The 22,182-nt window shown below is 65.8% G+C and carries 23 protein-coding genes; 20 read left to right on the top strand and 3 right to left on the bottom strand.

The annotated features are described in order from the left end of the window. The first annotated feature begins 256 nt into the window (after positions 1 to 256). The 3 genes from rplM (at position 257) to glmM (ending at position 2,652) form a co-directional block, all read left to right on the top strand. A complete protein-coding gene (gene rplM / locus B4400_RS02470) occupies positions 257 to 700 on the top strand; it encodes a 50S ribosomal protein L13 (RefSeq protein ID WP_078288345.1) in 444 nt (147 codons plus the stop codon). Positions 701 to 747: 47 nt separating this feature from the next. Then, the gene (gene rpsI / locus B4400_RS02465; protein ID WP_502688372.1) at positions 748 to 1,206 is read left to right on the top strand and encodes a 30S ribosomal protein S9; all 459 of its coding nucleotides are present in this window, start codon (positions 748 to 750) and stop codon (positions 1,204 to 1,206) included. Between the two features lie 102 nt (positions 1,207 to 1,308). Further along, positions 1,309 to 2,652 (top strand): phosphoglucosamine mutase, encoded by a 1,344-nt coding sequence (glmM, locus tag B4400_RS02460; protein WP_286151071.1) that lies wholly within the window; start codon positions 1,309 to 1,311, stop codon positions 2,650 to 2,652. Here glmM and B4400_RS02455 read toward each other — a convergent pair. Both B4400_RS02455 and B4400_RS02450 read right to left on the bottom strand, forming a co-directional pair. Next, positions 2,649 to 4,163 carry an alkaline phosphatase D family protein gene (locus B4400_RS02455; RefSeq protein ID WP_078308599.1) on the bottom strand — a complete coding sequence of 505 codons (1,515 nt, stop codon included), beginning with the start codon at positions 4,161 to 4,163 and terminating at the stop codon, positions 2,649 to 2,651. The genes glmM and B4400_RS02455 overlap by 4 nt on opposite strands. Before the next feature lie 60 nt (positions 4,164 to 4,223). Continuing rightward, the gene (locus tag B4400_RS02450; RefSeq protein WP_078308600.1) at positions 4,224 to 5,261 is read right to left on the bottom strand and encodes an LLM class F420-dependent oxidoreductase; all 1,038 of its coding nucleotides are present in this window, start codon (positions 5,259 to 5,261) and stop codon (positions 4,224 to 4,226) included. 103 nt (positions 5,262 to 5,364) lie between these two features. On the opposite strand from B4400_RS02450, the gene B4400_RS02445 reads away from it, so the two are divergent. From B4400_RS02445 to B4400_RS02435, 3 genes are read left to right on the top strand one after another with little or no spacing between them, the layout of a single operon-like run. Beyond that, positions 5,365 to 5,673 carry a type VII secretion target gene (locus B4400_RS02445; RefSeq protein WP_078308978.1) on the top strand — a complete coding sequence of 103 codons (309 nt, stop codon included), beginning with the start codon at positions 5,365 to 5,367 and terminating at the stop codon, positions 5,671 to 5,673. After that, positions 5,663 to 7,297, top strand: a complete 1,635-nt coding sequence (locus tag B4400_RS02440; RefSeq protein ID WP_078308601.1) for a hypothetical protein — start codon at positions 5,663 to 5,665, stop codon at positions 7,295 to 7,297. Before B4400_RS02445 ends, B4400_RS02440 begins: the two co-directional genes overlap by 11 nt. After that, positions 7,294 to 7,524 carry a hypothetical protein gene (locus B4400_RS02435; RefSeq protein WP_078308602.1) on the top strand — a complete coding sequence of 77 codons (231 nt, stop codon included), beginning with the start codon at positions 7,294 to 7,296 and terminating at the stop codon, positions 7,522 to 7,524. The genes B4400_RS02440 and B4400_RS02435 overlap by 4 nt, the downstream gene beginning before the upstream one ends. Here B4400_RS02435 and B4400_RS02430 read toward each other — a convergent pair whose 3' ends face one another. Beyond that, on the bottom strand, positions 7,525 to 8,391 hold the full coding sequence (locus tag B4400_RS02430; protein WP_078308603.1) for a dienelactone hydrolase family protein: 867 nt from the start codon (positions 8,389 to 8,391) through the stop codon (positions 7,525 to 7,527). 65 nt (positions 8,392 to 8,456) lie between these two features. Between B4400_RS02430 and glmS the strand changes: the two genes are divergently transcribed. From glmS to B4400_RS02360, 14 genes are all read left to right on the top strand, one after another. Continuing rightward, the gene (gene glmS, locus B4400_RS02425; protein ID WP_078308604.1) at positions 8,457 to 10,322 is read left to right on the top strand and encodes a glutamine--fructose-6-phosphate transaminase (isomerizing); all 1,866 of its coding nucleotides are present in this window, start codon (positions 8,457 to 8,459) and stop codon (positions 10,320 to 10,322) included. A 21-nt stretch (positions 10,323 to 10,343) separates the two neighbouring features. Beyond that, positions 10,344 to 11,297 carry an alpha/beta fold hydrolase gene (locus B4400_RS02420; protein WP_078308605.1) on the top strand — a complete coding sequence of 318 codons (954 nt, stop codon included), beginning with the start codon at positions 10,344 to 10,346 and terminating at the stop codon, positions 11,295 to 11,297. Further along, a complete protein-coding gene (locus B4400_RS02415; RefSeq protein WP_078308606.1) occupies positions 11,294 to 12,727 on the top strand; it encodes an NAD(P)H-hydrate dehydratase in 1,434 nt (477 codons plus the stop codon). The genes B4400_RS02420 and B4400_RS02415 overlap by 4 nt, the downstream gene beginning before the upstream one ends. Positions 12,728 to 12,737: 10 nt before the next feature. After that, positions 12,738 to 14,168, top strand: a complete 1,431-nt coding sequence (gad, locus tag B4400_RS02410; RefSeq protein WP_078308607.1) for a glutamate decarboxylase — start codon at positions 12,738 to 12,740, stop codon at positions 14,166 to 14,168. A 33-nt stretch (positions 14,169 to 14,201) separates the two neighbouring features. Then, positions 14,202 to 15,407: an alanine racemase gene (gene alr / locus B4400_RS02405; protein ID WP_212566635.1), complete on the top strand. Its 1,206-nt coding sequence runs from the start codon at positions 14,202 to 14,204 to the stop codon at positions 15,405 to 15,407. Further along, positions 15,397 to 16,488, top strand: a complete 1,092-nt coding sequence (locus tag B4400_RS02400; protein WP_078308609.1) for an alpha/beta fold hydrolase — start codon at positions 15,397 to 15,399, stop codon at positions 16,486 to 16,488. The genes alr and B4400_RS02400 overlap by 11 nt, the downstream gene beginning before the upstream one ends. Next, on the top strand, positions 16,485 to 16,952 hold the full coding sequence (gene tsaE / locus B4400_RS02395; protein ID WP_078308610.1) for a tRNA (adenosine(37)-N6)-threonylcarbamoyltransferase complex ATPase subunit type 1 TsaE: 468 nt from the start codon (positions 16,485 to 16,487) through the stop codon (positions 16,950 to 16,952). The genes B4400_RS02400 and tsaE overlap by 4 nt, the downstream gene beginning before the upstream one ends. Next, positions 16,949 to 17,572, top strand: coding sequence for a tRNA (adenosine(37)-N6)-threonylcarbamoyltransferase complex dimerization subunit type 1 TsaB (gene tsaB, locus B4400_RS02390; protein ID WP_078308611.1), 624 nt, complete (start codon positions 16,949 to 16,951; stop codon positions 17,570 to 17,572). The genes tsaE and tsaB overlap by 4 nt, the downstream gene beginning before the upstream one ends. Continuing rightward, a complete protein-coding gene (gene rimI, locus B4400_RS02385; RefSeq protein ID WP_078308612.1) occupies positions 17,569 to 18,036 on the top strand; it encodes a ribosomal protein S18-alanine N-acetyltransferase in 468 nt (155 codons plus the stop codon). The genes tsaB and rimI overlap by 4 nt, the downstream gene beginning before the upstream one ends. 12 nt (positions 18,037 to 18,048) lie before the next feature. Next, on the top strand, positions 18,049 to 19,083 hold the full coding sequence (tsaD, locus tag B4400_RS02380) for a tRNA (adenosine(37)-N6)-threonylcarbamoyltransferase complex transferase subunit TsaD (protein ID WP_078308613.1): 1,035 nt from the start codon (positions 18,049 to 18,051) through the stop codon (positions 19,081 to 19,083). Further along, on the top strand, positions 19,080 to 19,538 hold the full coding sequence (locus tag B4400_RS02375) for a nuclear transport factor 2 family protein (protein ID WP_078308614.1): 459 nt from the start codon (positions 19,080 to 19,082) through the stop codon (positions 19,536 to 19,538). Before tsaD ends, B4400_RS02375 begins: the two co-directional genes overlap by 4 nt. A 183-nt stretch (positions 19,539 to 19,721) precedes the next feature. Beyond that, positions 19,722 to 20,021: a co-chaperone GroES gene (gene groES, locus B4400_RS02370; RefSeq protein ID WP_070952100.1), complete on the top strand. Its 300-nt coding sequence runs from the start codon at positions 19,722 to 19,724 to the stop codon at positions 20,019 to 20,021. Positions 20,022 to 20,129: 108 nt separating this feature from the next. Further along, positions 20,130 to 21,749: a chaperonin GroEL gene (groL, locus tag B4400_RS02365; RefSeq protein WP_078308615.1), complete on the top strand. Its 1,620-nt coding sequence runs from the start codon at positions 20,130 to 20,132 to the stop codon at positions 21,747 to 21,749. Positions 21,750 to 21,830: 81 nt separating this feature from the next. Continuing rightward, positions 21,831 to 22,172 carry a DUF4333 domain-containing protein gene (locus tag B4400_RS02360; RefSeq protein ID WP_139361231.1) on the top strand — a complete coding sequence of 114 codons (342 nt, stop codon included), beginning with the start codon at positions 21,831 to 21,833 and terminating at the stop codon, positions 22,170 to 22,172. Positions 22,173 to 22,182 lie beyond the last annotated feature (10 nt).

Genomic DNA, 22,182 nt, shown 5'->3' with positions numbered 1-22,182 from the left:
CTTGGTGGAGGAGAGCCACCAAGGCCCCACAGTTTTTGTATGAGTGTACGAAGGTTTGACGATAGGGCCGGGTCGACCGCGTTTTGACCTGCGGTGACGTGGCCCGGTAAGCTTCACCGCTGGCGTGCGGTATGTCATCGCACACGAGGCTCGGGTCACCACTGGTCGCCGAGATCAACCTCCACCGTTCGCCACGACCAGCGCTCCGAACGGCAGAAACCGTCCGGGGATCCACCCGAGTAGACAAGGAAAGACTGTGCCTACCTACACGCCGAAGGCGGGTGACATCACCACTAGCTGGTATGTCATCGATGCCACGGATGTAGTACTCGGCCGTCTTGCCGTTCAAGCAGCTACCCTGCTGCGCGGCAAGCACAAGCCGACCTACGCCCCCCATGCCGATGGTGGCGATTTCGTCGTCATCATCAATGCCGAGAAGATTGCCCTGAGTGGCAAGAAGCTCACCGACAAGTTCGCCTACCGTCACTCGGGTTACCCGGGCGGCCTGCGCAAGCGCAGCATCGGCGAGCAGCTCGCGAAGTTCCCCACCCGCACGGTGGAGAAGGCAATCATCGGCATGCTGCCCAAGAACAAGCTTGGCCGCCAGATCGAGCGCAAGCTCAAGGTGTACGCCGGCCCCGAGCACCCGCACGGCGCGCAGCAGCCGATCCCGTTCGAGATTAAGCAGGTGGCTCAGTGACCGATATCGCAGAAGAGCAGACCCCCGAAGACAACGCGGAAGCCACAGTGGAGGCAGTCGTCGAGGAAACTGCCGACGAAACGGTCGTCAAGGCCGCTCCTCGTAGCCCCATTGTGATCGACAAGCCGATTCAGACTGTTGGCCGCCGTAAGGAGGCTGTCGTCCGCGTCCGCCTCGTTCCCGGCACCGGCAAGTTCTTCCTGGATGGCCGCAGCCTGGAAGAGTACTTCCCGAACAAGGTCCACCAGCAGCTCATCAAGGCGCCGCTGGTTTCCGTCAACCGTGTGGACAGCGTGGACATCTACGCTCACCTGACCGGTGGCGGCCCTTCAGGCCAGGCAGGCGCACTGCGTCTCGCCATCGCGCGTGCACTCATCATCGTGGAGCCTGAGGACCGTCCGGTGCTGAAGAAGGCCGGATTCCTCACTCGTGACCCGCGTGCGATCGAGCGTAAGAAGTACGGTCTCAAGAAGGCCCGTAAGGCGCCCCAGTACTCGAAGCGCTGATCGATTCTGTTCGTCCGCGTATTGCGCCGGCACACAACCTGTGTGTCGGCGCAATCGCGTTATTGGGCCAGTTTGGTGTGAGAAATTTAAGGAATGGGCACGGTGTCTGACGTTCTTCGCGCAAGCGGCTCATCTCTATTCGGCACTGACGGCGTCCGCGGTGTCGCGAATGCCGAGCTGACGGCCGAACTGGCGGTCGCGTTGGGATCGGCCGCGGCGCGGTCGTTGACAAAGGGGCGCGCCACCGCGGTCGTGGGCCGCGATCCGCGCGCGAGCGGCGAGATGTTGGAGGCGGCGGTCGTCGCGGGTATCGCGGCAGAAGGTGTCGATGTTCTCCGGGTCGGTGTGCTCCCCACTCCGGCGGTGGCGTATCTGACGGGCGCGTATGGCGCGGCCTTCGGTGTCATGATCTCGGCCTCGCATAACCCCATGCCCGACAACGGCATCAAGATCTTCGGCGCCGGCGGTCACAAGCTCGACGACTCCGCCGAGAACGCCATCGAGGCTCAGCTGGACACTCCTCCGGCACGTCCCACCGGTGCGGGAATCGGCCGCGTGCGCGATGCCGTCGACGCACTGGACCGGTACCTGCATCATGTCGCCAACGCCGCGACCCACCCGCTGAGCGGAGTCACCGTGGTGGTCGATTGCGCACACGGGGCAGCTTCCGACGCGGCCCCGCTGGCCTACCGGGCCGCGGGTGCTCACGTGATAGACATCAACGCCGACCCGGATGGGCTCAATATCAACGACGGTTGTGGGTCAACGCATCTCGGTCCGCTGCAGGCCGCGGTGAAGACACACAATGCCCAGCTCGGGCTTGCGCATGACGGCGACGCCGACCGGTGTCTCGCGGTGGATGCCGACGGAAACGTCATCGATGGTGACGCCATCATGGTGGTGCTCGCCGCGGCGATGGCCGAAGACGGTGAGCTCACCGATAACACCCTGGTCACCACGGTGATGAGTAATCAGGGGCTACATATCGCCATGCGCGCCGCAGGCATCGACGTCAAGGTGACCGCCGTCGGCGATCGTTACGTGCTGGAGGAGCTGCGTGCGGGCCGATTCGCCCTGGGCGGTGAACAATCCGGTCATATCGTGCTGCCTTCTCTGGCCACCACCGGAGACGGCATAGTGACAGGCTTGCGACTCATGTCCAGGATGGCGCAAACCGGTAAGTCCTTGGCCACCCTCGCGTCCGCGATGCGTAGTCTTCCTCAAACGCTCATCAATGTGCCGGTCTCGGACAAGCACACGGTGGCGCAGGCGCCCGAGGTGCTCGCCGCCGTTGCCGCGGTGGAGTCCGAGCTCGCGGGTAATGGGCGAATCCTGTTGCGTCCCTCCGGAACCGAGCAGCTAGTCCGCGTCATGGTTGAGGCGGATGAGCAGTCGACTGCCCAGCGTCTGGCGGAGCGGGTGGCTGAAGTGGTCGGCGCGGTCTAGGTGCGTGCCAGGCTACGTGTGTACAGCGCGGAACCTGCGGCATCGCATAGTGTGACGGTCAGATCGCCGCTTCCGCCGTCGATGTCTATCTGTCCGAAATGCTGGTAACCGTCCAGCGGTGATTGCTGATCAGGCCGTGCCGCATGAACGAAATCTGCTCGCGGGCCAAAGGTTCCATCGAGCGGCTTCTCCTCGCCGGCGCCGGCGTTCAGCGGGCCCGACACGAATTCCCAGAACGGATCGAAGTCCGTGAAGGCGGCGCGCGCGGGTGAGTACTCGTGCGCCGCCGTGTAATGCACATCGGCTGTCAGCCATACCACGTTGCGAACCTGTCGCGTCTTGAGCTGCGAGAGAATATGCGCCAGTTCGGTTTCCCGTCCGAGTGGGGGGCCGCTATCACCGTTGGCGACCGCCTCGAAATGTGTCTTGCCGTCGGGTACCACCAGTGCGAGCGGCAGGTCGTTGGCGACGATCTTCCATACGGCCGTCGATGACGCCATGGCGTTGATCAGCCATTCGGTTTGGCGGGCGCCGAAGATTGCGCCGTGCTGCTGTCGGTTCGGGGAGTTGGGGTCCTTGTAGCTGCGCATGTCGAGAATGAATACGTCCAACAGCGGACCGTATGAGACCCGTTGGTATACAAGACCATCTACGGCCTCGCGGGGTTCGGTCGGTTGCCATTCGTGGAATGCCCGGTGTCCGTACTGCGCGAGGACGTCGACTCTCTTTTCGGTGTACTTGTCGTTGTCGAGAATCTCCCCGGGATACCAGTTGTTGATCACCTCGTGGTCATCCCACTGCACAAGTTGCGGCACGCGTGCGTTGAAGTATCGGTAGTTGGCATCGGTGAGGTTGTAGGCGTGTTGACCGCGATACTGTTCGAGGGTTTGCGCGACAGCGCTTTTCGCCTCCGACACCTGATTTCGCCAGATCCGTCCGTCGGGCAATGTCAGTGTCTCCGGAATTGGCACGTCGGCGTACACCGTGTCTCCGCTGTGGATGAAGAACTGCGGATTTCGGTCTGCCATGGTGCGGAAGATTCTCATTCCGCCGACGTCCGGATTGATACCGAACCCCTGTCCGGCGACATCGCCCGACCAGATCAGCCGCACATTTCCTGCGGTCGTCGGTGCAGTCCGAAAGACGCCGGTGACAGGCTCACTCAGTGACCCCTCCGAGTCGAGTGTCACCCGGTAATGCACCTCGGTGCCGGCGGGCAGGCCGGTGAGGCGTAGCCGACCGGTCCCGTCCGATTCCGGCGTGAGCACCGGCCCGGTGAAACGTCGCGCATCCGAAAAGCTTTCGGTGGCAGCCGTTTCGACGATCATGGTGGCGGGGCGATCGGAGCGGGCCCAGATCACTGCGCCGTCGGTGCGGGGGAATCCACTGGCCACCCCATGGGTAAGCCTCGGCCGCGCTGTCACCAACGTCGGCCCGCACGCGACGGCTGGAGCCACCGCGAGTCCCAGTAGGGCGGCCCGCAAGACGGTTCGGCGCGGGATGGCTGTCATCCCACCACTTTCCGGGTGCCGCGCGAACACACGCCGAACGCTACGCGAACGGCGGGCGAATCAGAGCAGCTCGCGCAGTGCCTCGACATGCTTGATCCGGCCTGCTGCGTCGGCGGCGAGCGGTGCCACATTGAGGGTCGTGACACCCGCCTCTTTGAAGGCCGCTACCCGTTCGGCGACAAAGCTCTTCGGCCCGATGAGGGAGACGTTTCTGACCAGCTCGTCGGGCACCGCGTCGGTTGCCTCGGCCTTCTTGCCCGCCAGGTAGAGCTCCTGGATGCGGTCGGCTTCCTTGCCGTACCCGTAGGCGGTCGCGAGGTTGTGATAGAAGTTCTTGCCCTTGGCGCCCATACCGCCGATGTACAGCGCCAGGCTCGGCTTGACGAACCCGTACAGCGCCTCGACGTCATCGCCGATGGCAAGAGCTGGGCCTGCGTAGACCTCAAGCTCGCCGAGCGACGGATCGCGCTTGGCCTTGCCCTCGGCCAGGGAGGCACCCCACACGTCATTGGCCTTCTCCGGAAGGAAGAAGATGGGCTGCCAGCCCTCGGCGATCTCCGCGGTCAGCGCCACGTTCTTGGGGCCAAGAGCGGCAATGAGCACCGGAATGCGCTCGCGCACAGGGTGATTGATCAGCTTCAGGGCCTTGCCCAGGCCGGTGCCCTGCTCGGGCGGCAGCGGCACGGTGAAGTACTTGCCCTCGAACTCCAGGCGTTCACGGCGCCACACCTTGCGGCAGATCTCGACCGTCTCACGAGTGCGGCCCAGGGGTGCGTCGTACTTCACGCCGTGGAATCCCTCGATGACCTGAGGGCCTGAGGCGCCGATGCCGAGGACGAACCGGCCGTTGGAGACGTAGTCCAGGCCGGCCGCTGTCATCGCCAGCAGGGTGGGGGTGCGGGTGTACAGCTGGAAGATGCCCGACGCGAGCTTTACGGTGGATGTCTTGGCGGCGAGATATCCGAGCTGGCTCGCGGCGTCGTAGGAGTAAGCCTCGGCGACGAACGCGATGTCCAGTCCGACTTTCTCCAGCTCAGCGAGCTCGTCAACGACTTCGGTGAATCCGCCGGCATAGCTCAGCGTGGTTCCAATGCGCATGCGGCGACCCTACCCGACCAAGCGGTTGAACGGGAAGATGCATGATCCACAGATCGGCGAAAAAAGATGGAACCGGAATTGGTATGCACCCGTCGTAGTCAATATGGGAGAAACCTCGATCAATGTCGCTGGTGTCCGGGGGGTCGCTGGGGAGTTCGACAGCGTGGCAGATGAGCTGAACAAAGCGATTACGCAGTTGCGTGGTTTGTCCTTCGGCGGGGCATCGGCCGGTCAGTGGCACACCGCCAAGGGTGATGACGTCAGGAACGGTCTGCGCGAGGTGGTCACCCATCTGGAGAATTGGCAGCGCACCAACACCGCGATCGCCGAGCAGCTCCGTGCGACCGCGCAACGGTATGCCGATCGTGATGCCAAGAACAAGGCCAGGATGGCTGCGACCAATGGCCGGTAAGTACGACATCGAGTCGCTGCGCAGCGAGGGAATCCAGGCGATCGCGAACTCGCAGAACTACACGACCACCGCGATCCGGGGAAACGGGAAGTCGCCGGTCACGATCACCAACCCGGACCTCACCGCCAACGAGCGTCAGCTGTTCGATTGGTACGACATGGATGCCGGCATGGATCTGAACAAGCTCGGCGCGGATCTCGAGCTGTTCAAGAGCGCGGTGACCACCATGAAGGCCGCGGCCGAGCGTCAGCACGGGCAGCTGCAGCAGCTCATGGGGATGTGGGAAGGCAAAGGTTCGGAGGCCGCTAACCAATTCCTCAGGACACACAACTCCACTGCCGACGCGGTGACCAAGGAGTTCGGACAGGTATCCACCGGTCTGGATGGGCTGCGCGAAGCGCTGTGGACCATCGTCGATCTGAAGAAGCAGGCGTCGACCATGGTCGACGGGCTGGTCACCGACCGCGCGTCCTTCGACAGTGCTGTCGCGACCTACAAGACCGGCACTGGCGACAAGTCCGTCGCCGATGAGACCAACGCGACGAAGATCGGGCCCCATGTTCAGCAGAACATCGAGGGCAAATGGCTGCCCGCGATGAAGCTTGCCTGGGGTAAGGGCGGCGAGGCGTACGACACCTTCACCAGCGCGCTGAAGCAAGAGCTGCCTCCGGAGTTCAAGAACCCGCCCGGCCAGCTCGGGCCCGAGTATGACGCGGATACCGAGCCCCAGCAGAACCCCGCAGACAGGGCCAGGGCCAAGGACAAGGGTGGGGAGCAGGAGCCCGGCGCCAGCGGCGGCCAGAGCAGTGGCGCCAGTGGTTCCTCCAGCGGTGCAACAGGTGGCGGAATGCAGGGCTCGGCCACGCCGGCATCCGCGATGGGTGCCCAGGGCGGCCAGATGTCCGGCGGTGGGCAGCAGGGTGCCGGGCAGGGACAAGGACAGCAGGGCATGGACCCGAGCCAGATCGTCAGTGGCCTGACCGGCGCCATGACAGGTGCCCTGGGATCGATCGGCCAGGCGGCGAGCGGAATTGTCAGCGCGATCACCGAGGGCCTCTCCAGCATCCCGTTCGACCAGATGGGGCAGGGCGGCGAGCCGGGACCAGGGGACGAGAAGCCCGACGACAAGATCGACGGGAAGGCCGACGAGGCCGCCGACAAGAAGGAGCCAGACGCCAAGATGGCGGCGGCCAAGGACGCTGCGATCCAGGAGGCCCGCACCGATGCGGGGGCAACGTTCGCCACAGATGGCAAGCCGATGCAGGGCCCGGGTGTTCAGTTGGCGGGGGCGAGTGGGCCGGACGCCACACTGACCCCCGCGGGCCAGACCGCCCCGGGTGCACCGCTGGGCACGACGCCGCCAGGGGGTGCGGTTCCTCCGTCCACCGGCGGCTTCCCGGGGGCACAACCCGCGGGCTCGATGAGCCCACCACCGGTTCATGCGCAACAACCGGCCGCCGCGCCTCAGCAGCCCGAGCCTCAGCCTGCCGCGGCGCAGCAGCCGTCACCCGTGCCATCGGTGGGGCCCACCAGCCCGTCGGCGCGGCCTCAGGCCGCAGGGACCGATGCGGGCGAGACGCCGTGTGAGATTGCCGCCGACGAGCTGCCCAAGGCCGGACGATGATCGATATCACCGACGCACTTGCGGGAATCGTCTCGGATTTCGAGAGCACGCTTGACCAGCTGCGCGACGAGGCCGACGCGGCTCGCGACGAGATCCTGCCCGGCGCACAGATGCCCGCGACAACCGTGAAATCCGCTCATGAATTTCAGATGCCCACACAGGTCCACGTGAACGAGTCCGATTTCGACGAGGACGACCTGTACCGCTGGCAGCGGTGGAGGCGCTGACTACCGCAGCAGCGACTGCACGCGATCGATCTCGCTGATCTCCAGTTCGGCTACGTCGGGCAGCGAGGTGTTCGGTAGCTCCGCCGTGGCATCCGCGAAGTCCCGGTAGCGCTTGTCGCCCGCCAGCTGGAACAGCAGATAGCCGGTCAGCAGGGCGCGAGTGTTGCGCTGGGTTGCGCGGTTCGACCCGCCGAGCCCGACAAACCTACGCAGCCAGCTGTGTTCGGGTAGCCCACCGGATTTCGCCTTGGCGACATTTCGCAGATCGGCACCCGGCCACGCCCGCGACAGAGCCAGGGCATTCGAGCGCAGCGATTGGGTGTCCTCGGTGCTCGTCACCACCAGTCCGGGGATGGCCAGCGCGGCCGCGCTGTTCTCCACGGGTGGCTGGGTCTGGCTGGGAAATAGTGCGACGACGGCCTTAGCCCCCGAGGGCCGATTCTTCTTGTCCGCCGGCGCCGGAGACCGGGTCGCCGCGAAGACCGCCGCCGAGGCGCCCAGTCCGTGCCCCGCGAGCGCGAGCTTGGTCGGGTGCACGCTGATCTTGCCGTCGCCAAGCCGCACCCGGGTCACAATCTCGAGCGTTGTGGCCAAGTCGGCAGCGAGGTTCAGGTGTGACGGGATCAACCCCTTCTCGGTATCGGGGGCGGCCGCGACGATTCCCCAGGACGCGAGGTGTTCCAGGGTCGCTCGATACTTGTCCGTACCGGTCAGCCAGTCGTGTCCAAACGCCACCGCAGGCAGATTGAAGCCGGAATCCGGTGTGTAGACGACGCCGGTTACCCCCGCGAAGGCCAGGTCGCCGCGCAGAACCTTGTGCGGACCGCGGCGGGTCAGGGCTTTGAATAGCGTGCGGGTACTCGCCATGGCATGACCGTAGCGGATCGTTGCCGTTACGGACTGCAGCGGGAACTGAACTACCCTGGTGGGCTATGTGCGGAATCGTCGGGTACGTCGGCCACCGGGACGCCCTTGGTGTCGTCCTTGAGGCGCTGCGGCGGCTCGAGTACCGGGGCTACGACTCCGCAGGAGTTGCACTGGCCGACGGCAGCGGCGGTCTCCTGGTGCAGCGGAAGGCCGGCCGGCTGGCCAACCTGGAGTCCGCGATCGCGGAATCCGGCGAGTCCTTCGCCGCGACGACGGGGATGGGGCACACCCGCTGGGCCACCCACGGTGCTCCCACCGACCGCAACGCTCACCCGCATCGGGATGCGAGCAGCAAGGTGGCGGTCGTCCATAACGGGATCATCGAGAACTTCCCGGCGCTGCGCGCTGAGCTGGAGGCCGCTGGCGTCGAGTTCGCCAGTGACACCGACACCGAGGTGGCCGTGCATCTAGTGGCGCGCCAGTACGAATCCGGAGATACCGCCGGCGACTTCGTGGCGTCGGTGCAGGCCGTCGTGCGACGGCTGGAGGGGCATTTCACCCTCGTCTTCTCCCACGCCGACGACCCGGGCACGATCGTGGCCGCACGCCGGTCCACCCCACTGGTTGTCGGCATCGGCGACGGCGAGATGTTCCTGGGGTCCGATGTGGCCGCATTCATCGAATACACCCGGGAAGCCGTCGAACTGGGGCAGGACCAGGTTGTCGTCATCACCGCCGACGGCTACCGCATCACCGACTTCGCGGGTAACGACGACGCCCACAACGCCCGGGTATTCACGATCGATTGGGACCTGTCGGCCGCCGAGAAAGGCGGTTACGAATACTTCATGCTCAAGGAGATCGCCGAGCAGCCGGCGGCGGTATCCGACACCTTGTTGGGGCACTTCGACCTCGGCCGGATAGTGCTGGACGAGCAGCGGCTCTCTGATCAGGAACTGCGTGATATCGACAAGGTGTTCGTGGTGGCCTGCGGTACGGCATTCCACTCGGGTCTGCTGGCCAAATACGCCATCGAGCACTGGACACGGCTGCCCGTGGAGATCGAGCTCGCGAGCGAATTCCGCTACCGCGACCCGGTTTTGGATCGCAGCACCCTGGTCGTCGCCATTTCGCAGTCGGGTGAGACAGCGGACACCCTGGAAGCGGTGCGGCACGCCAAGGAGCAGAAGGCCAAGGTGCTGGCCGTCTGCAATACCAACGGTTCGCAGATTCCCCGTGAGTGCGACGCGGTGCTGTACACGCGGGCCGGGCCGGAGATCGGTGTCGCCGCGACAAAGACGTTCCTTGCGCAGGTGACCGCCAATTACATTGTGGGCCTTGCCTTGGCGCAGGCGCGCGGGACCAAGTACCCAGACGAGGTGGCGCGCGAGTACCACGAGCTCGAGGCCATGCCGGAATTGATCCAGCGCGTTATCGACGCGATGGATCCGGTCGCCGAGCTCGCGCGGCAGTACGCGCAGTCCTCCAGCATCCTGTTCCTGGGGCGCCATGTGGGGTATCCGGTGGCACTCGAAGGTGCGCTCAAGCTCAAGGAACTGGCGTACATGCATGCCGAGGGTTTCGCGGCCGGAGAGCTCAAGCACGGGCCGATCGCGCTGATCGAAGAGGGACTTCCGGTCATCGTGGTGATGCCGTCGCCCAAGGGCATGGGGCTATTGCATTCGAAGCTGCTCAGCAACATTCGTGAGATTCAGGCCCGCGGCGCGCGGACGATCGTCATCGCCGAAGAGGGCGATGAGACGATTCGGCCGTACGCGGATCATCTCATCGAGATTCCGGCGGTGTCGACGTTGTACCAACCGCTGCTGTCCACGATTCCCATGCAGGTATTCGCCGCGGCGGTCGCGCAGGCCCGCGGGTATGACGTGGACAAGCCGCGAAACCTGGCCAAGTCGGTAACCGTCGAATAGCGACAGCCGTAGGCCGTCTGCATGAATTCCGTTGCGGTACCTGTGCATCGCGTCGGAAGGCATTGGGCCCCTGAGAAGGTCGGGCATTTCACCGATGAAGCGGCGTTCGAGAGGTTCGTGCGGGCATATCTGCGCGGAATGGATGACCTGCCCGCCGTGATGTCCGGTGCCGACATTGACACTCGGCTTGGGACTGTGCGGGCGTACAGATTTGGGTCGGTGCCGGGGACTCCGCTGGTGTTGCTTCCCGGCCGGAACGCCTCCACCCCCATGTGGCGCGCCAACCTGGCATCGCTGATCACGCGGCGTACCGTCTATACCCTGGATCTGCTTGGGGAGGCCGGTATGAGCGTGCAAGACAAGGCGATCACCGGTGCCGAGGATCAGGCTGCTTGGCTGGAGGAAGCGCTCGCCGGACTTGAGCTCGACCGCGTACACATGCTCGGCCTGTCCATTGGTGGTTGGCATGCCGTCAATCACGCAGTCCGATACCCGAACCGGCTCGCTTCGCTGACTCTGCTGGATCCAGCGATGACGTTCGCGCCGGTCACCTGGAAGATGCTTGTGGTATCCCTCGGCGCAGTTGTCCCCGGTATGCCGCAGTGGCTCCGAAATCGCTTGTTGAGCTGGATTTCTGGCGGCGTACCGGTCGACGATTCGATGCCCGAGGCCGCGCTGATTTCCTCCGGCATGCGAGATTTCGCGATGTATCTCCCCGCGCCGCGCCCGTTTACCGACGAGCAGCTCCGAGGGTTGAGATTGCCGGTGTTGGCGGTGATCGCGGGGCGCAGCATCGTGCACCGCCCCAAGCGGGCCGCGGTCCGGGCGCAGCGGCTGCTGCCGCACGCGCGCATCCTGCGGTGGAGCGACGCCTCGCATGCACTCAACGGTGAGTTCCCGGAGCGGATTTCCGATGCCACCCACCAGTTCCTCGACGACATCGACGGGGGAGCGAGGGGAGCCCACAGTTCATGAGGCACTACTACAGCGCCGAGCAGATTCGGGAGGCCGAGGCGCCGCTGTTGGCGGCGCTGCCCGAGGGAGCTTTGATGCGGCGCGCGGCGTATGGACTGGCCACGGTCGTCGCGGACGAGCTGTCACGCCGGGCCGGAGTGGTAGCCGGGCGACGTGTGTGCGCGATCGTGGGTTCCGGCGACAATGGAGGAGATGCCTTGTGGGCGTTGACCTTCCTGCGTCGGCGTGGCGTCGCCGCTAGTGCGGTGCTGCTGAATCCGGACCGGGCCCATCACGCCGGCCTGACCGCCTTCCGCAAGGCCGGCGGCCGGGTGGTGTCCGCGGTACCCGGCGAGACCGATCTGATTGTCGACGGTGTGGTGGGAATCTCGGGAACCGGTCCGCTGCGGCCGGGCGCCGCCGAGATCGCCGAGCAGGCCAACGCCGAGGGCATTCCGGTGATCGCGGTGGACATACCCAGCGGCGTCGACGTGCACACCGGGATGGTGGACGGCCCGGCCTTCCGTGCCGCGGTCACCGTGACGTTCGGTGGCTATAAACCCGTTCATGCCCTGGGTGATTGTGGTGTCGTGCGGTTGATCGACATCGGGCTCGATCTGCCCGCGACGGTGATCCGGGAACTCGATGCCGAGGATGTGTCGGTCGCGTGGCCGGTACCCGGACCGGCCGACGACAAGTACACACAGGGCGTCACGGGGGTGCTGGCGGGATCACATACCTACCCCGGGGCGGCCATCTTGTGCACGGGTGCCGCCGTCGCCGCGACGGCCGGGATGGTCCGATATGCCGGATCTGCTGCTGCCGAGGTGGTTTCGCATTGGCCGGAGGTGATTGCCACCCAGACGGAAGAGGCGGCCGGTCGGGTACAGGCCTGGGTGATCGGTCCCGGATACGGAACCGGCGAGCGCCAGACGCGAACATTGCGGCGGGTGCTGTCGGGCGGCTTGCCCGTACTCGTCGACGCCGACGCCCTGACGATCCTCGCCGAGCACCCCGAGCTGGCGGATCTGGTGGCATCGCGCGAGGCGGCCACGATCCTGACCCCACACGCCGGTGAATACCGCAGGCTCGCAGGTGTGCTGCCCGGCCCCGACCGAATCGGCGCGGCGCGGTCGCTGGCGGTGAAACTGGGCGCCACGGTGCTTCTCAAGGGGAACGTGACCGTCATCGCGCAGCCGGACGGGACTGCGTACGTAAATCGGTCGTACGGATCGTGGGCCGCGACGGCGGGTTCGGGTGACGTGCTCTCGGGTGTGATCGGTGCCCTGCTTGCCGCTGGAGTACCGGCGGACAAGGCCGCCGCGATGGGTGCCTACGTGCATGCTCGAGCGGCTGCCGCCGCTGCGGCGGATCCGGGTCCGGGCACGGCCCCTATCTCGGCTTCCCGTCTTCTTGGACATCTGCGGTGGGCGATCGCCGAAATAGGGTGAGAATCGGCTTATGTCGAATCCCCGCGATCAGTTCAGCCTCTCGGCCCACGCCGGCAAGATCAACGCCTCGTCCTTCAGCCCCGCCTATACCGGCCGGTTGTCGACGGCTCCGATCCCGGCGCTGCGCCTCCCCGACGAGCCAATGGACCCGCAGGCCGCTTATCGGTTCATTCACGACGAGCTGATGCTCGATGGCAGTTCCCGGCTGAACCTGGCCACCTTCGTGACGACGTGGATGGATCCCGAGGCCGAGAAGCTGATGGCCGAGACATTCGACAAGAACATGATCGACAAGGACGAGTATCCGGCGACTGCCGCGATCGAGTCGCGATGTGTGGCCATGGTGGCCGATCTGTTCCACGCCGATGACCTGTCGGCCGAGGATCCGTCGTCGGCGGTTGGGGTGTCGACGATTGGGTCGAGTGAGGCGGTGATGCTCGCCGGGCTGGCGCTCAAGTGGCGCTGGCGCGCCAAGGTGGGCGGCGCCGACGGGAACGGCTGGAAGGGACGCACGCCGAACCTGGTGATGGGTTCCAACGTGCAGGTGGTGTGGGAGAAGTTCTGCCGGTACTTCGATGTCGAGCCGCGATACCTGCCGATGGCGAAGGACCGGTACGTCATCACGCCCGAGCAAGTGCTCGGTGCGGTGGACGACGACACCATCGGGGTGGTGGGCATCCTCGGCACCACCTTTACCGGTGAGCTGGAGCCCATCGCCGAGATCTGCGCGGCCCTGGACACATTGGCGGCCACGCCCGGCAAGCCCGATGTGCCGGTGCACGTCGATGCCGCCAGCGGTGGTTTCGTGGTGCCGTTCCTGCACCCTGAAGTGCACTGGGACTTCCGGCTGCCCCGGGTGGTGTCGATCAACGTCAGCGGGCACAAGTACGGCCTGACCTATCCCGGAATCGGTTTCGTGGTGTGGCGCAGCAAGGAACACCTGCCCGAAGAGCTGGTGTTCCGGGTCAACTACCTCGGTGGTGACATGCCGACGTTCACCCTGAACTTCTCCCGGCCGGGTAATCAGGTGGTGGGGCAGTACTACAACTTCCTGCGACTCGGCCGGGCCGGATACGCACAGGTGATGCGCTGCTTGTCCGAGACTGCCCGCTGGTTCGGTGATGAGCTGAGCAAGAGTGAGCACTTCGAGGTGATCACCGACGGCTCGGCGATCCCCGTGGTGTCGTTCCGGCTCAAGGGCGAGCGCCCGTACACCGAGTTCGATATCTCGCATTCGCTGCGGGCCTTCGGCTGGCAGGTGCCGGCCTACACCATGCCCGAGGACGTCACCGATATCGCGGTGCTGCGGGTGGTGGTGCGCGAGGGCTTCTCGGGTGACCTTGCCCGGGCACTGCGCGACGACCTGGTCACCGTGCTGAAGGGGCTTGACGAGCTGAAACCGAACGGGCACTTCGACGCGGTGCAGCCGTTCGCGCACTAGCGGGGTGATGGGACAATAGGGGCGGTGACAAAAATTCCGCAGACAGCAGCCGGTCTCCCGCCGAACAGGGGGGAGACCACGGCCCAGGCCGTCATCGACCTCGGCGCCATCGCGCACAACGTTCGGTTGCTGCGCGAGTACGCCGGTCCGGCGCGGCTCATGGTGGTCGTCAAGGCCGATGGGTATGGGCACGGAGCGGTGCAGGTGGCCCGTGCCGCACTCGCCGCCGGAGCCGACGAGCTGGGTGTCGCCACCATCAGCGAGGCGCTGCGGGTGCGCGCGGGCGGGATCGACGCGCCACTGCTTGCCTGGCTGCATGCGCCGGGCGCCGACTACGCCGCCGCTCTGGCGGCTGATGTCGAGGTCGCGGTGTCCTCTCTCGAGCAGCTCGATGAGCTGCTCGAGGCCGCCCGAACGACCGGGCGTCAGGCCATCACGACCGTCAAGGTGGATACCGGACTCAATCGCAATGGGGTACCGGCCGAGTACACCCGCGACCTCTTCGAGGCCGTGGCGAAGGCGCAGGCCGAGCAGTCAGTCCGATTGCGCGGCATCATGTCTCATTTCGCATATGCCGATCAGCCCGGTAATCCCACCATCGACACGCAGATCGGCCGGTTCAACGAGGCACTCGAATTGGCGCGTGGTCTAGGATTGCGTTACGAGGTGGCGCACCTGTCGAATTCGGCGGCCATGTTGACCCGGCCCGATGCCCGATATGACATGGTGCGCGCGGGTATCGCGCTGTACGGCATCAGCCCGATGCCGAGAGCCGCGCAGTCGGCGACATCCGGCCCGGGTGACGAGTCGTTTGGCTTGATCCCGGCGATGTCCCTGACCTGTGCGGTGTCGTCGGTGAAGCCGGTGCGGGCCGGTGAGGGCGTGTCCTACGGGCACGTATGGACGGCTCCGCATGACACCAACGCGGCGCTCGTCGGCATCGGGTACGCCGACGGAGTGATCCGCGGACTGGGCAACCGCTTCGAGGTGGCCATCGGTGGGCGCCGCTACCCCAACATCGGACGCGTCTGTATGGACCAGTTCGTGGTTGATCTGGGCGACAACGAGGCCGGGGTGAAGTCGGGCGATGTCGCAACACTTTTCGGGCCGGGCGTGGACGGAGAGCCGACCGCGCAGGACTGGGCGCAGCTGCTCGACACCATCGCCTACGAGGTGGTCACCTGCCCGCGGGGCAGGGTCGTGCGGACCTACCGGGATTCCAGGTCCGTTGAGCAGTAAGTCGAACGCCTGGCTGGCCGGCGTGGCAGGGCTCGGTGCCGTGGTCACGGTGGCCGGTGTGGGCACCGCGCGCTCGATCGGTCGGCGCAGGTTCGACGATCCCTACCGCGATGAGGACTTCGACCTGTTGGAGACCGATCGCGGCAGCATCGTGATGACCGATGACGGTGTGCCGCTCGCGGTTCGCGAGGTAGGCCCGTCGAATGCGCCACTGACCGTCGTGTTCGTACACGGATTCTGTCTGCAGATGGCGTCCTTTCATTTCCAGCGCCGCGAGCTCGCCGACCGCTGGGGCGACCAGGTTCGGATGGTTTTCTATGACCAACGCGGACATGGGCGTTCGGGTCTTCCTGCCCCGAAGTCGTGCACCATCAGACAGCTCGGCGATGACCTCGAAACGGTGCTGCGGGTGTTGGTGCCCCGGGGCAATGCGGTTCTGGTGGGGCATTCGATGGGCGGCATGACTATCCTCGCGCACGCCGGTCGCCATCCCGGGCAGTATGGCCGCAGAATTGTCGGTGTCGGGTTGATCGCCAGTGCGGCCGAAGGTCTTTCGCACACGGCGATTGGCGAGGGGTTGCGCAATCCGGCACTGCGTGTCCTGCGGACGGCCGTTCATTACGCGCCGCGTCCCGCCCACCACGGCCGCGGCGCGGTCAAGTCACTCGTTGGTCCGGTGCTGCAGGCCGCCTCGTATGGCGGCCAGCGGGTGAGCCCTACGCTGGTGAAGTTCAGCGAGCGGATGATCCATCAGACACCCGTCACAACCATCGTGGATTTTCTGCGGGCACTGGAGGAGCACGATGAGACCGCGGCGCTGCCAACCATCGCGCCGCTGCCCAGTCTGGTGGTGTGCGGCGATACGGACATGCTGACCCCGCAGGTCCAATCGGAGTCCATGGCAGCGCAATTGGGGACACGTGGACTCGATGAGCTGATCCTGGTGCGCGAATCGGGACATCTGGTGCAGCTGGAGCATCCGGGAATCGTCAACGACGGCATTGATCGGCTAGTCAGGCGATCAACCCCAACACTCTTCGCCGCGATCAAACAGCGTCTGCGTGATCGGACCGGGCTGTGATCGATGAGTCGGGAAGCGTCGCCTTGCCGACGCTGGAGGACACGCTGGATTTCGGTGCGCGGATCGGACGAGACCTCGCCGCGGGCGATGTCGTGGTGCTCAGTGGGCCTCTCGGGGCCGGAAAGACGGCGTTGACCAAGGGGATTGCGCAGGGCATGGATGTCGACGGCCCGGTAACCTCGCCGTCCTACGTGCTCGCGCGGGTTCATGAGGCGCGCCGCCCAGGGGCCCCGGCGCTGGTGCACGTGGACGTCTACCGATTGCTGGAACATCAGAGTGCCGACCTGATCGGTGAACTCGACTCATTGGACCTCGATACCGACCTCGACGATTCGGTGGTGGTCGTCGAATGGGGAGAGGGGCTTGCGGAGCGACTGTCGGAACACCATCTGGACATCCGGCTGGAGCGCGCGGCCGACTCCGATGAGCGCACCGCAACCTGGCATTGGAGCCGTGAGCCATGAGCGTGATACTCGCCGTGGACACGGCCACCCCTGCCATCACGGCGGGCCTTGTCAGACGCGCGCCAGATGGATCGGTGGACGCCCTTTCTGAGCGAATCACCATGGGTGCCAAGGGGCATGCCGAGGCGCTCACGCCCAACATCGGTGCGGCCTGCGTGGACGCCGGCGTATCGGTGGGCGAGCTCGACGCGATCGTGGTGGGTTGCGGCCCGGGTCCATTCACGGGCCTGCGCGTGGGCATGGCCACCGCATCGGCCATGGGCCTGGCGCTGGATATTCCGGTGTACCCGGTGTGCACGCTCGACGCCATCGGCTACGGCACCAGCGGCAGCGTTCTCGTCGTCACCGACGCGCGCCGGCGTGAGGTGTACTGGGCCGGTTATCGGGACGGCACACGCATCAGCGGCCCGGCCGTCGATGCGCCCGCAGCCGTGTCGTCAGAGGGATTCACCCGGGTGGCCGGATCACCGGACCACACAGTGCTTTTCGACCTCCCGGTGCTCGACCGTCAGTACCCGTCGCCGTCCAGGCTGGTGCAGGCGGTGGACTGGGGCCGGCCCCCGGGTGCTCTTACTCCGCTGTATCTGCGCCGCCCCGATGCCAAAGAACCACGTCGATGACGGTCGTGCTCAAGCCGCTTCGCCGGCGCGATGCTCGTCGATGCGCCGAACTCGAGGCGGTTCTGTTCGCAGGTGACGACCCGTGGCCGGAGTCGGCATTCCGCACGGAGCTCGCATCCACCCACATCTACTACCTGGCGGCCAGGGACGGGTACACGGTGGTGGGATACGGCGGCATCTCCCGGTTGGGACATCAGGAACCGGAGTACGAGATTCACACCATCGGCGTCGATCCCGCCTATCAGAAGCAGGGGATAGGACGGCGTCTGCTGGATGCGTTGCTCGCGCATGCCGACCGGGACCCAGGGCCAGTGTTCCTGGAGGTGCGCACCGACAACGAGGCCGCGATCGCGCTCTATCATGGCACTGGATTCGAGACCGTCGGCGTGCGCAAGCGGTACTACCCAGGCAGTGGGGCAGACGCCTTTACCATGAAACGCCCTGCGCACGGTGCTGTGAAATAGGCTGATGCTGCCATGACAGTCATCCTCGCCATTGAAAGCTCCTGCGATGAAACCGGAGTGGGTATCGCCGAGCTGACCCCGGACGGGTCGGTGGTGCTGTTGGCCGACGAGGTGGCCTCCAGCGTCGACGAGCACGCACGTTTCGGTGGGGTGGTGCCCGAGATCGCATCCCGCGCTCATCTGGAGGCGCTCGGTGCCACTGCCCGGCGCGCGTTGGATATCGCGGGGGTGCAGAAGCCTGACGTGATCGCCGCGACCATCGGGCCGGGATTGGCGGGGGCGCTCCTCGTCGGGGTCTCGGCGGCCAAGGGGCTGGCACTGGCCTGGGGGCTGCCCTTCTACGGCGTCAATCATCTGGGCGGACACATTGCCGCCGATGTCTACGAGAACGGGCCGCTGCCCGAATGCGTGGCGCTGTTGGTCTCGGGAGGGCACACCAGTCTGTTGCACGTGCGGTCGCTCGCCGAGCCGATCGAGGAACTCGGTGCCACGGTCGACGATGCCGCCGGTGAGGCCTACGACAAGGTGGCCCGGCTCCTCGGTCTCGGATACCCGGGCGGCAAGGCGCTTGACGAGCTTGCCCGGCAAGGTGATTCGTCGGCGGTTCCGTTTCCGCGCGGGATGACGGGGCCGCGCGACGACAGACATAGCTTCAGTTTCTCGGGGCTCAAGACGGCTGTCGCGCGCTACGTGGAAAAACACCGTGAAGCACCCGATTTCTCTCCGGCGGATGTGGCCGCAGGGTTCCAGGAGGCGGTGGCCGATGTGCTGACCATGAAGGCGGTGCGTGCGGCGACAGACCTGGGGGTGACGACGCTGCTGATCGCCGGTGGTGTGGCCGCCAACTCGCGGGTGCGTGAGCTGGCGGAGCAGCGGTGCGCCGAGGCAGGCCTGACGCTTCGTGTGCCGCCGTTGCGGTTGTGCACCGACAATGGCGCCATGATCGCCTCCTTCGCGGCGCACTTGGTGGCGGCGGGGGCGCAGCCGTCCTCGCTACAGGCCGCTGTGGATCCGGGGCTGCCGGTCGTCCGGGGCCAGGTGCGGTGACAAGCGTCGCGGACCGCCTTGCCATCACCGATCTGCTGTACCGGTACGCCGAGCTGATGGACGCGGGCGATTTCGACGGGGTCGGTGAGCTCCTTGGTCGCGGCTCCTTTGGCGGGGAACAGGGGAGCGTCTCCGGCGCCTCGGCCATCACCAAACTTTTCTTCACCACCACCCGCCGCTACCGCGAGACCGGCGGCACACCGCGCACCAGGCATCTGGTGCTCAACCCGATCGTCGAGGTCACCGACGACGGCACAGCCTCGGCCCGATCGACGTTTTGCGTGGTGCAGGCCACCGAGCAGCTGCCGCTGCAGCCGATCGTCGTGGGCCGATATCGGGACACATTCGCCCGGGACGAGCGGGGTTGGTACTTCAGCTCGCGCCGGGTGGATGTCGAGATGATCGGCGATGTGTCGGCACATCTGCTCATGGATCCCGAGACTCTGAGCGGGTAACCAGAACCCAGCCTTGAGCGCTAGCACTCTCATGTATAGAGTGCTAGATGGCGATCGGTTGGACGTCGTGTCGGCACCCGCGACGACGGCGCGACACTCATCCGGCCGCCGAAACATCTGTTGACAATCCAGGCTCATGGGCATCAGGCCCACCGAGCCACCCTGAGAGGGAAAGGGATCACTGTGGCCGTGAACATCAAGCCACTCGAGGACAAGATCCTCGTTCAGGCCAATGAGGCCGAGACCACGACCGCTTCCGGTCTGGTCATCCCGGACACCGCCAAGGAGAAGCCGCAAGAAGGCACCGTCGTCGCAGTTGGCCCCGGCCGCTGGGATGAGGATGGCGACAAGCGGATCCCCCTGGACGTGTCCGAAGGCGACGTCGTCATCTACAGCAAGTACGGCGGCACCGAGATCAAGTACAACGGCGAGGAGTACTTGATCCTGTCGGCTCGCGACGTGCTGGCTGTCGTTAGCAAGTAACACCGTGTGACCGCCCCGGAATCGGCCTGCACCGCAGGCGATTTCCGGGGCGGCACGCGTTTTTACCTATTCCTGTCCGGTACTGAATCAGCCGAATAGAGAGAACACATGAGCAAGCTGATCGAATTCAATGAGACCGCGCGCCGCGCCCTGGAAGCCGGGGTCAACAAGCTGGCCGACGCGGTCAAGGTCACGCTCGGTCCCCGTGGACGGCACGTGGTGCTGGCCAAGGCATTCGGCGGTCCCGTCGTGACCAACGACGGCGTCACCATCGCCCGCGATATCGACCTGGAGGACCCGTTCGAGAACTTGGGCGCCCAGCTCGTCAAGTCGGTGGCGACCAAGACCAATGACGTCGCCGGTGACGGCACCACCACCGCCACGGTGCTGGCCCAGGCGCTGGTCAAGGCCGGCCTGCGCAATGTGGCCGCCGGTGCCAACCCGATCGCACTCGGCGCCGGTATCGCCCGCGCCGCGGACGCGGTGTCCGAGCGGCTGCTGACGGTCGCCGCCCCGGTGTCCGGCGAGCACGCCATCGCCCAGGTGGCCACGGTCTCCTCGCGTGATGCCGAGATCGGTGAGCTGGTTGGCCAGGCCATGACCAAGGTCGGCCGGGACGGCGTGGTCAGTGTCGAGGAATCGTCGACCATCAACACCGAGCTGGTCATCACCGACGGTGTGCAGTTCGACAAGGGCTACCTGTCGCAGTACTTCGTGACCGACTTCGACGAGCAGAAGGCGATCCTGGAAGACGCGCTGGTGCTGCTGCACCGCGACAAGATCAGTTCGCTGCCCGATCTGCTGCCGCTGCTGGAGCTGGTGGCCAAGGAGGGCAAGCCGCTTCTGATCGTGGCCGAGGACGTCGAGGGCGAGCCGCTGTCCACCCTGGTCGTCAACGCTATCCGCAAGACCCTCAAGGCCGTTGCGGTCAAGGCGCCGTTCTTCGGCGACCGCCGCAAGGCGTTCCTGGAGGACCTCGCGATCGTCACCAACGCCCAGGTGGTCAACCCCGATGTGGGTCTGTCGCTGCGCGAGGCGGGCATCGAGGTGCTCGGCACCGCCCGTCGCATCGTGGTGAGTAAGGACGAGACGGTCATCGTCGAGGGCGGCGGCACCGAGGACGCCATCCAGGCGCGTGTCGCCCAGTTGAAGGCCGAGATCGAAACCACCGACTCGGACTGGGACCGCGAGAAGCTGCAGGAGCGCCTCGCCAAGCTGGCCGGCGGCGTCGCGGTGATCAAGGTGGGCGCTGCCACCGACACCGCGCTCAAGGAGCGCAAGCACCGCGTGGAGGACGCTGTCTCGGCGGCCAAGGCGGCCGTGGAGGAGGGCATCGTCGCCGGCGGCGGTAGCGCCCTGGTGCAGGCTCGTTCGGCGCTGGACGGCTTGCGCGTCGAGCTCAAGGGTGATGAGGCCAAGGGTGTCGACGTGTTCGAGGCCGCGCTGTCCGCGCCCCTGTTCTGGATCGCCACCAATGCGGGCCTCGATGGGGCCGTAGTAGTCAGCAAGGTGGCCGAGCTAGACGCCGGGCACGGCTTCAACGCCGCGACGCTGGAGTACGGCGACCTGATCGCCGATGGCGTCATCGACCCGGTGAAGGTGACCCGTTCGGCCGTCATCAACGCCGCATCGGCCGCCCGGATGATCCTGACCACGGAGACCAGCATCGTCGAGAAGCCGGCTGAGCAGGCCGACCACGGCCACGGACACCACGGTCACGCTCACTAGCTCAACGCACTACGAAAACACCCCCGGCCCGTGTGGACCGGGGGTGTTTTCGTCTGTGCCGTGCGGAGGTTTACTGATCCGATGGCCACTCACATGCCGCGACGGACGGGGTTGATCCTCGTTGGGCTGTTGCTTTCGGGCTGCGAGGCGCAGTTCAGTCTGGGGTCATCGTCCCCTGAGCTCGCCACGGCGAAGCTGGAGCAGGGGCTCAAGGATGGCATCAAGGACAAGACGGGGGTCACGCTCACCGGCGCCACGTGTGACGGGCCGTTGAAGGGGGAGAAGGGCGCCACGCGGCGGTGTGCGGTTGTCGACGGTGAGGGGAAGACGATCGGCGTCACCGTCACGGCAACCGATGTCCAGGGATCGCAGATTTCCTTCACCTGGAAGGTCGACGATCAGCCGGCGGGCGCCACCACCTAGATCGGCCTCC

This window comes from Mycobacterium sp. D16Q13 (genome assembly GCF_002013375.1).
GTDB lineage: Bacteria > Actinomycetota > Actinomycetes > Mycobacteriales > Mycobacteriaceae > Mycobacterium.
This window is presented reverse-complemented; position numbering and strand designations above follow the sequence as displayed.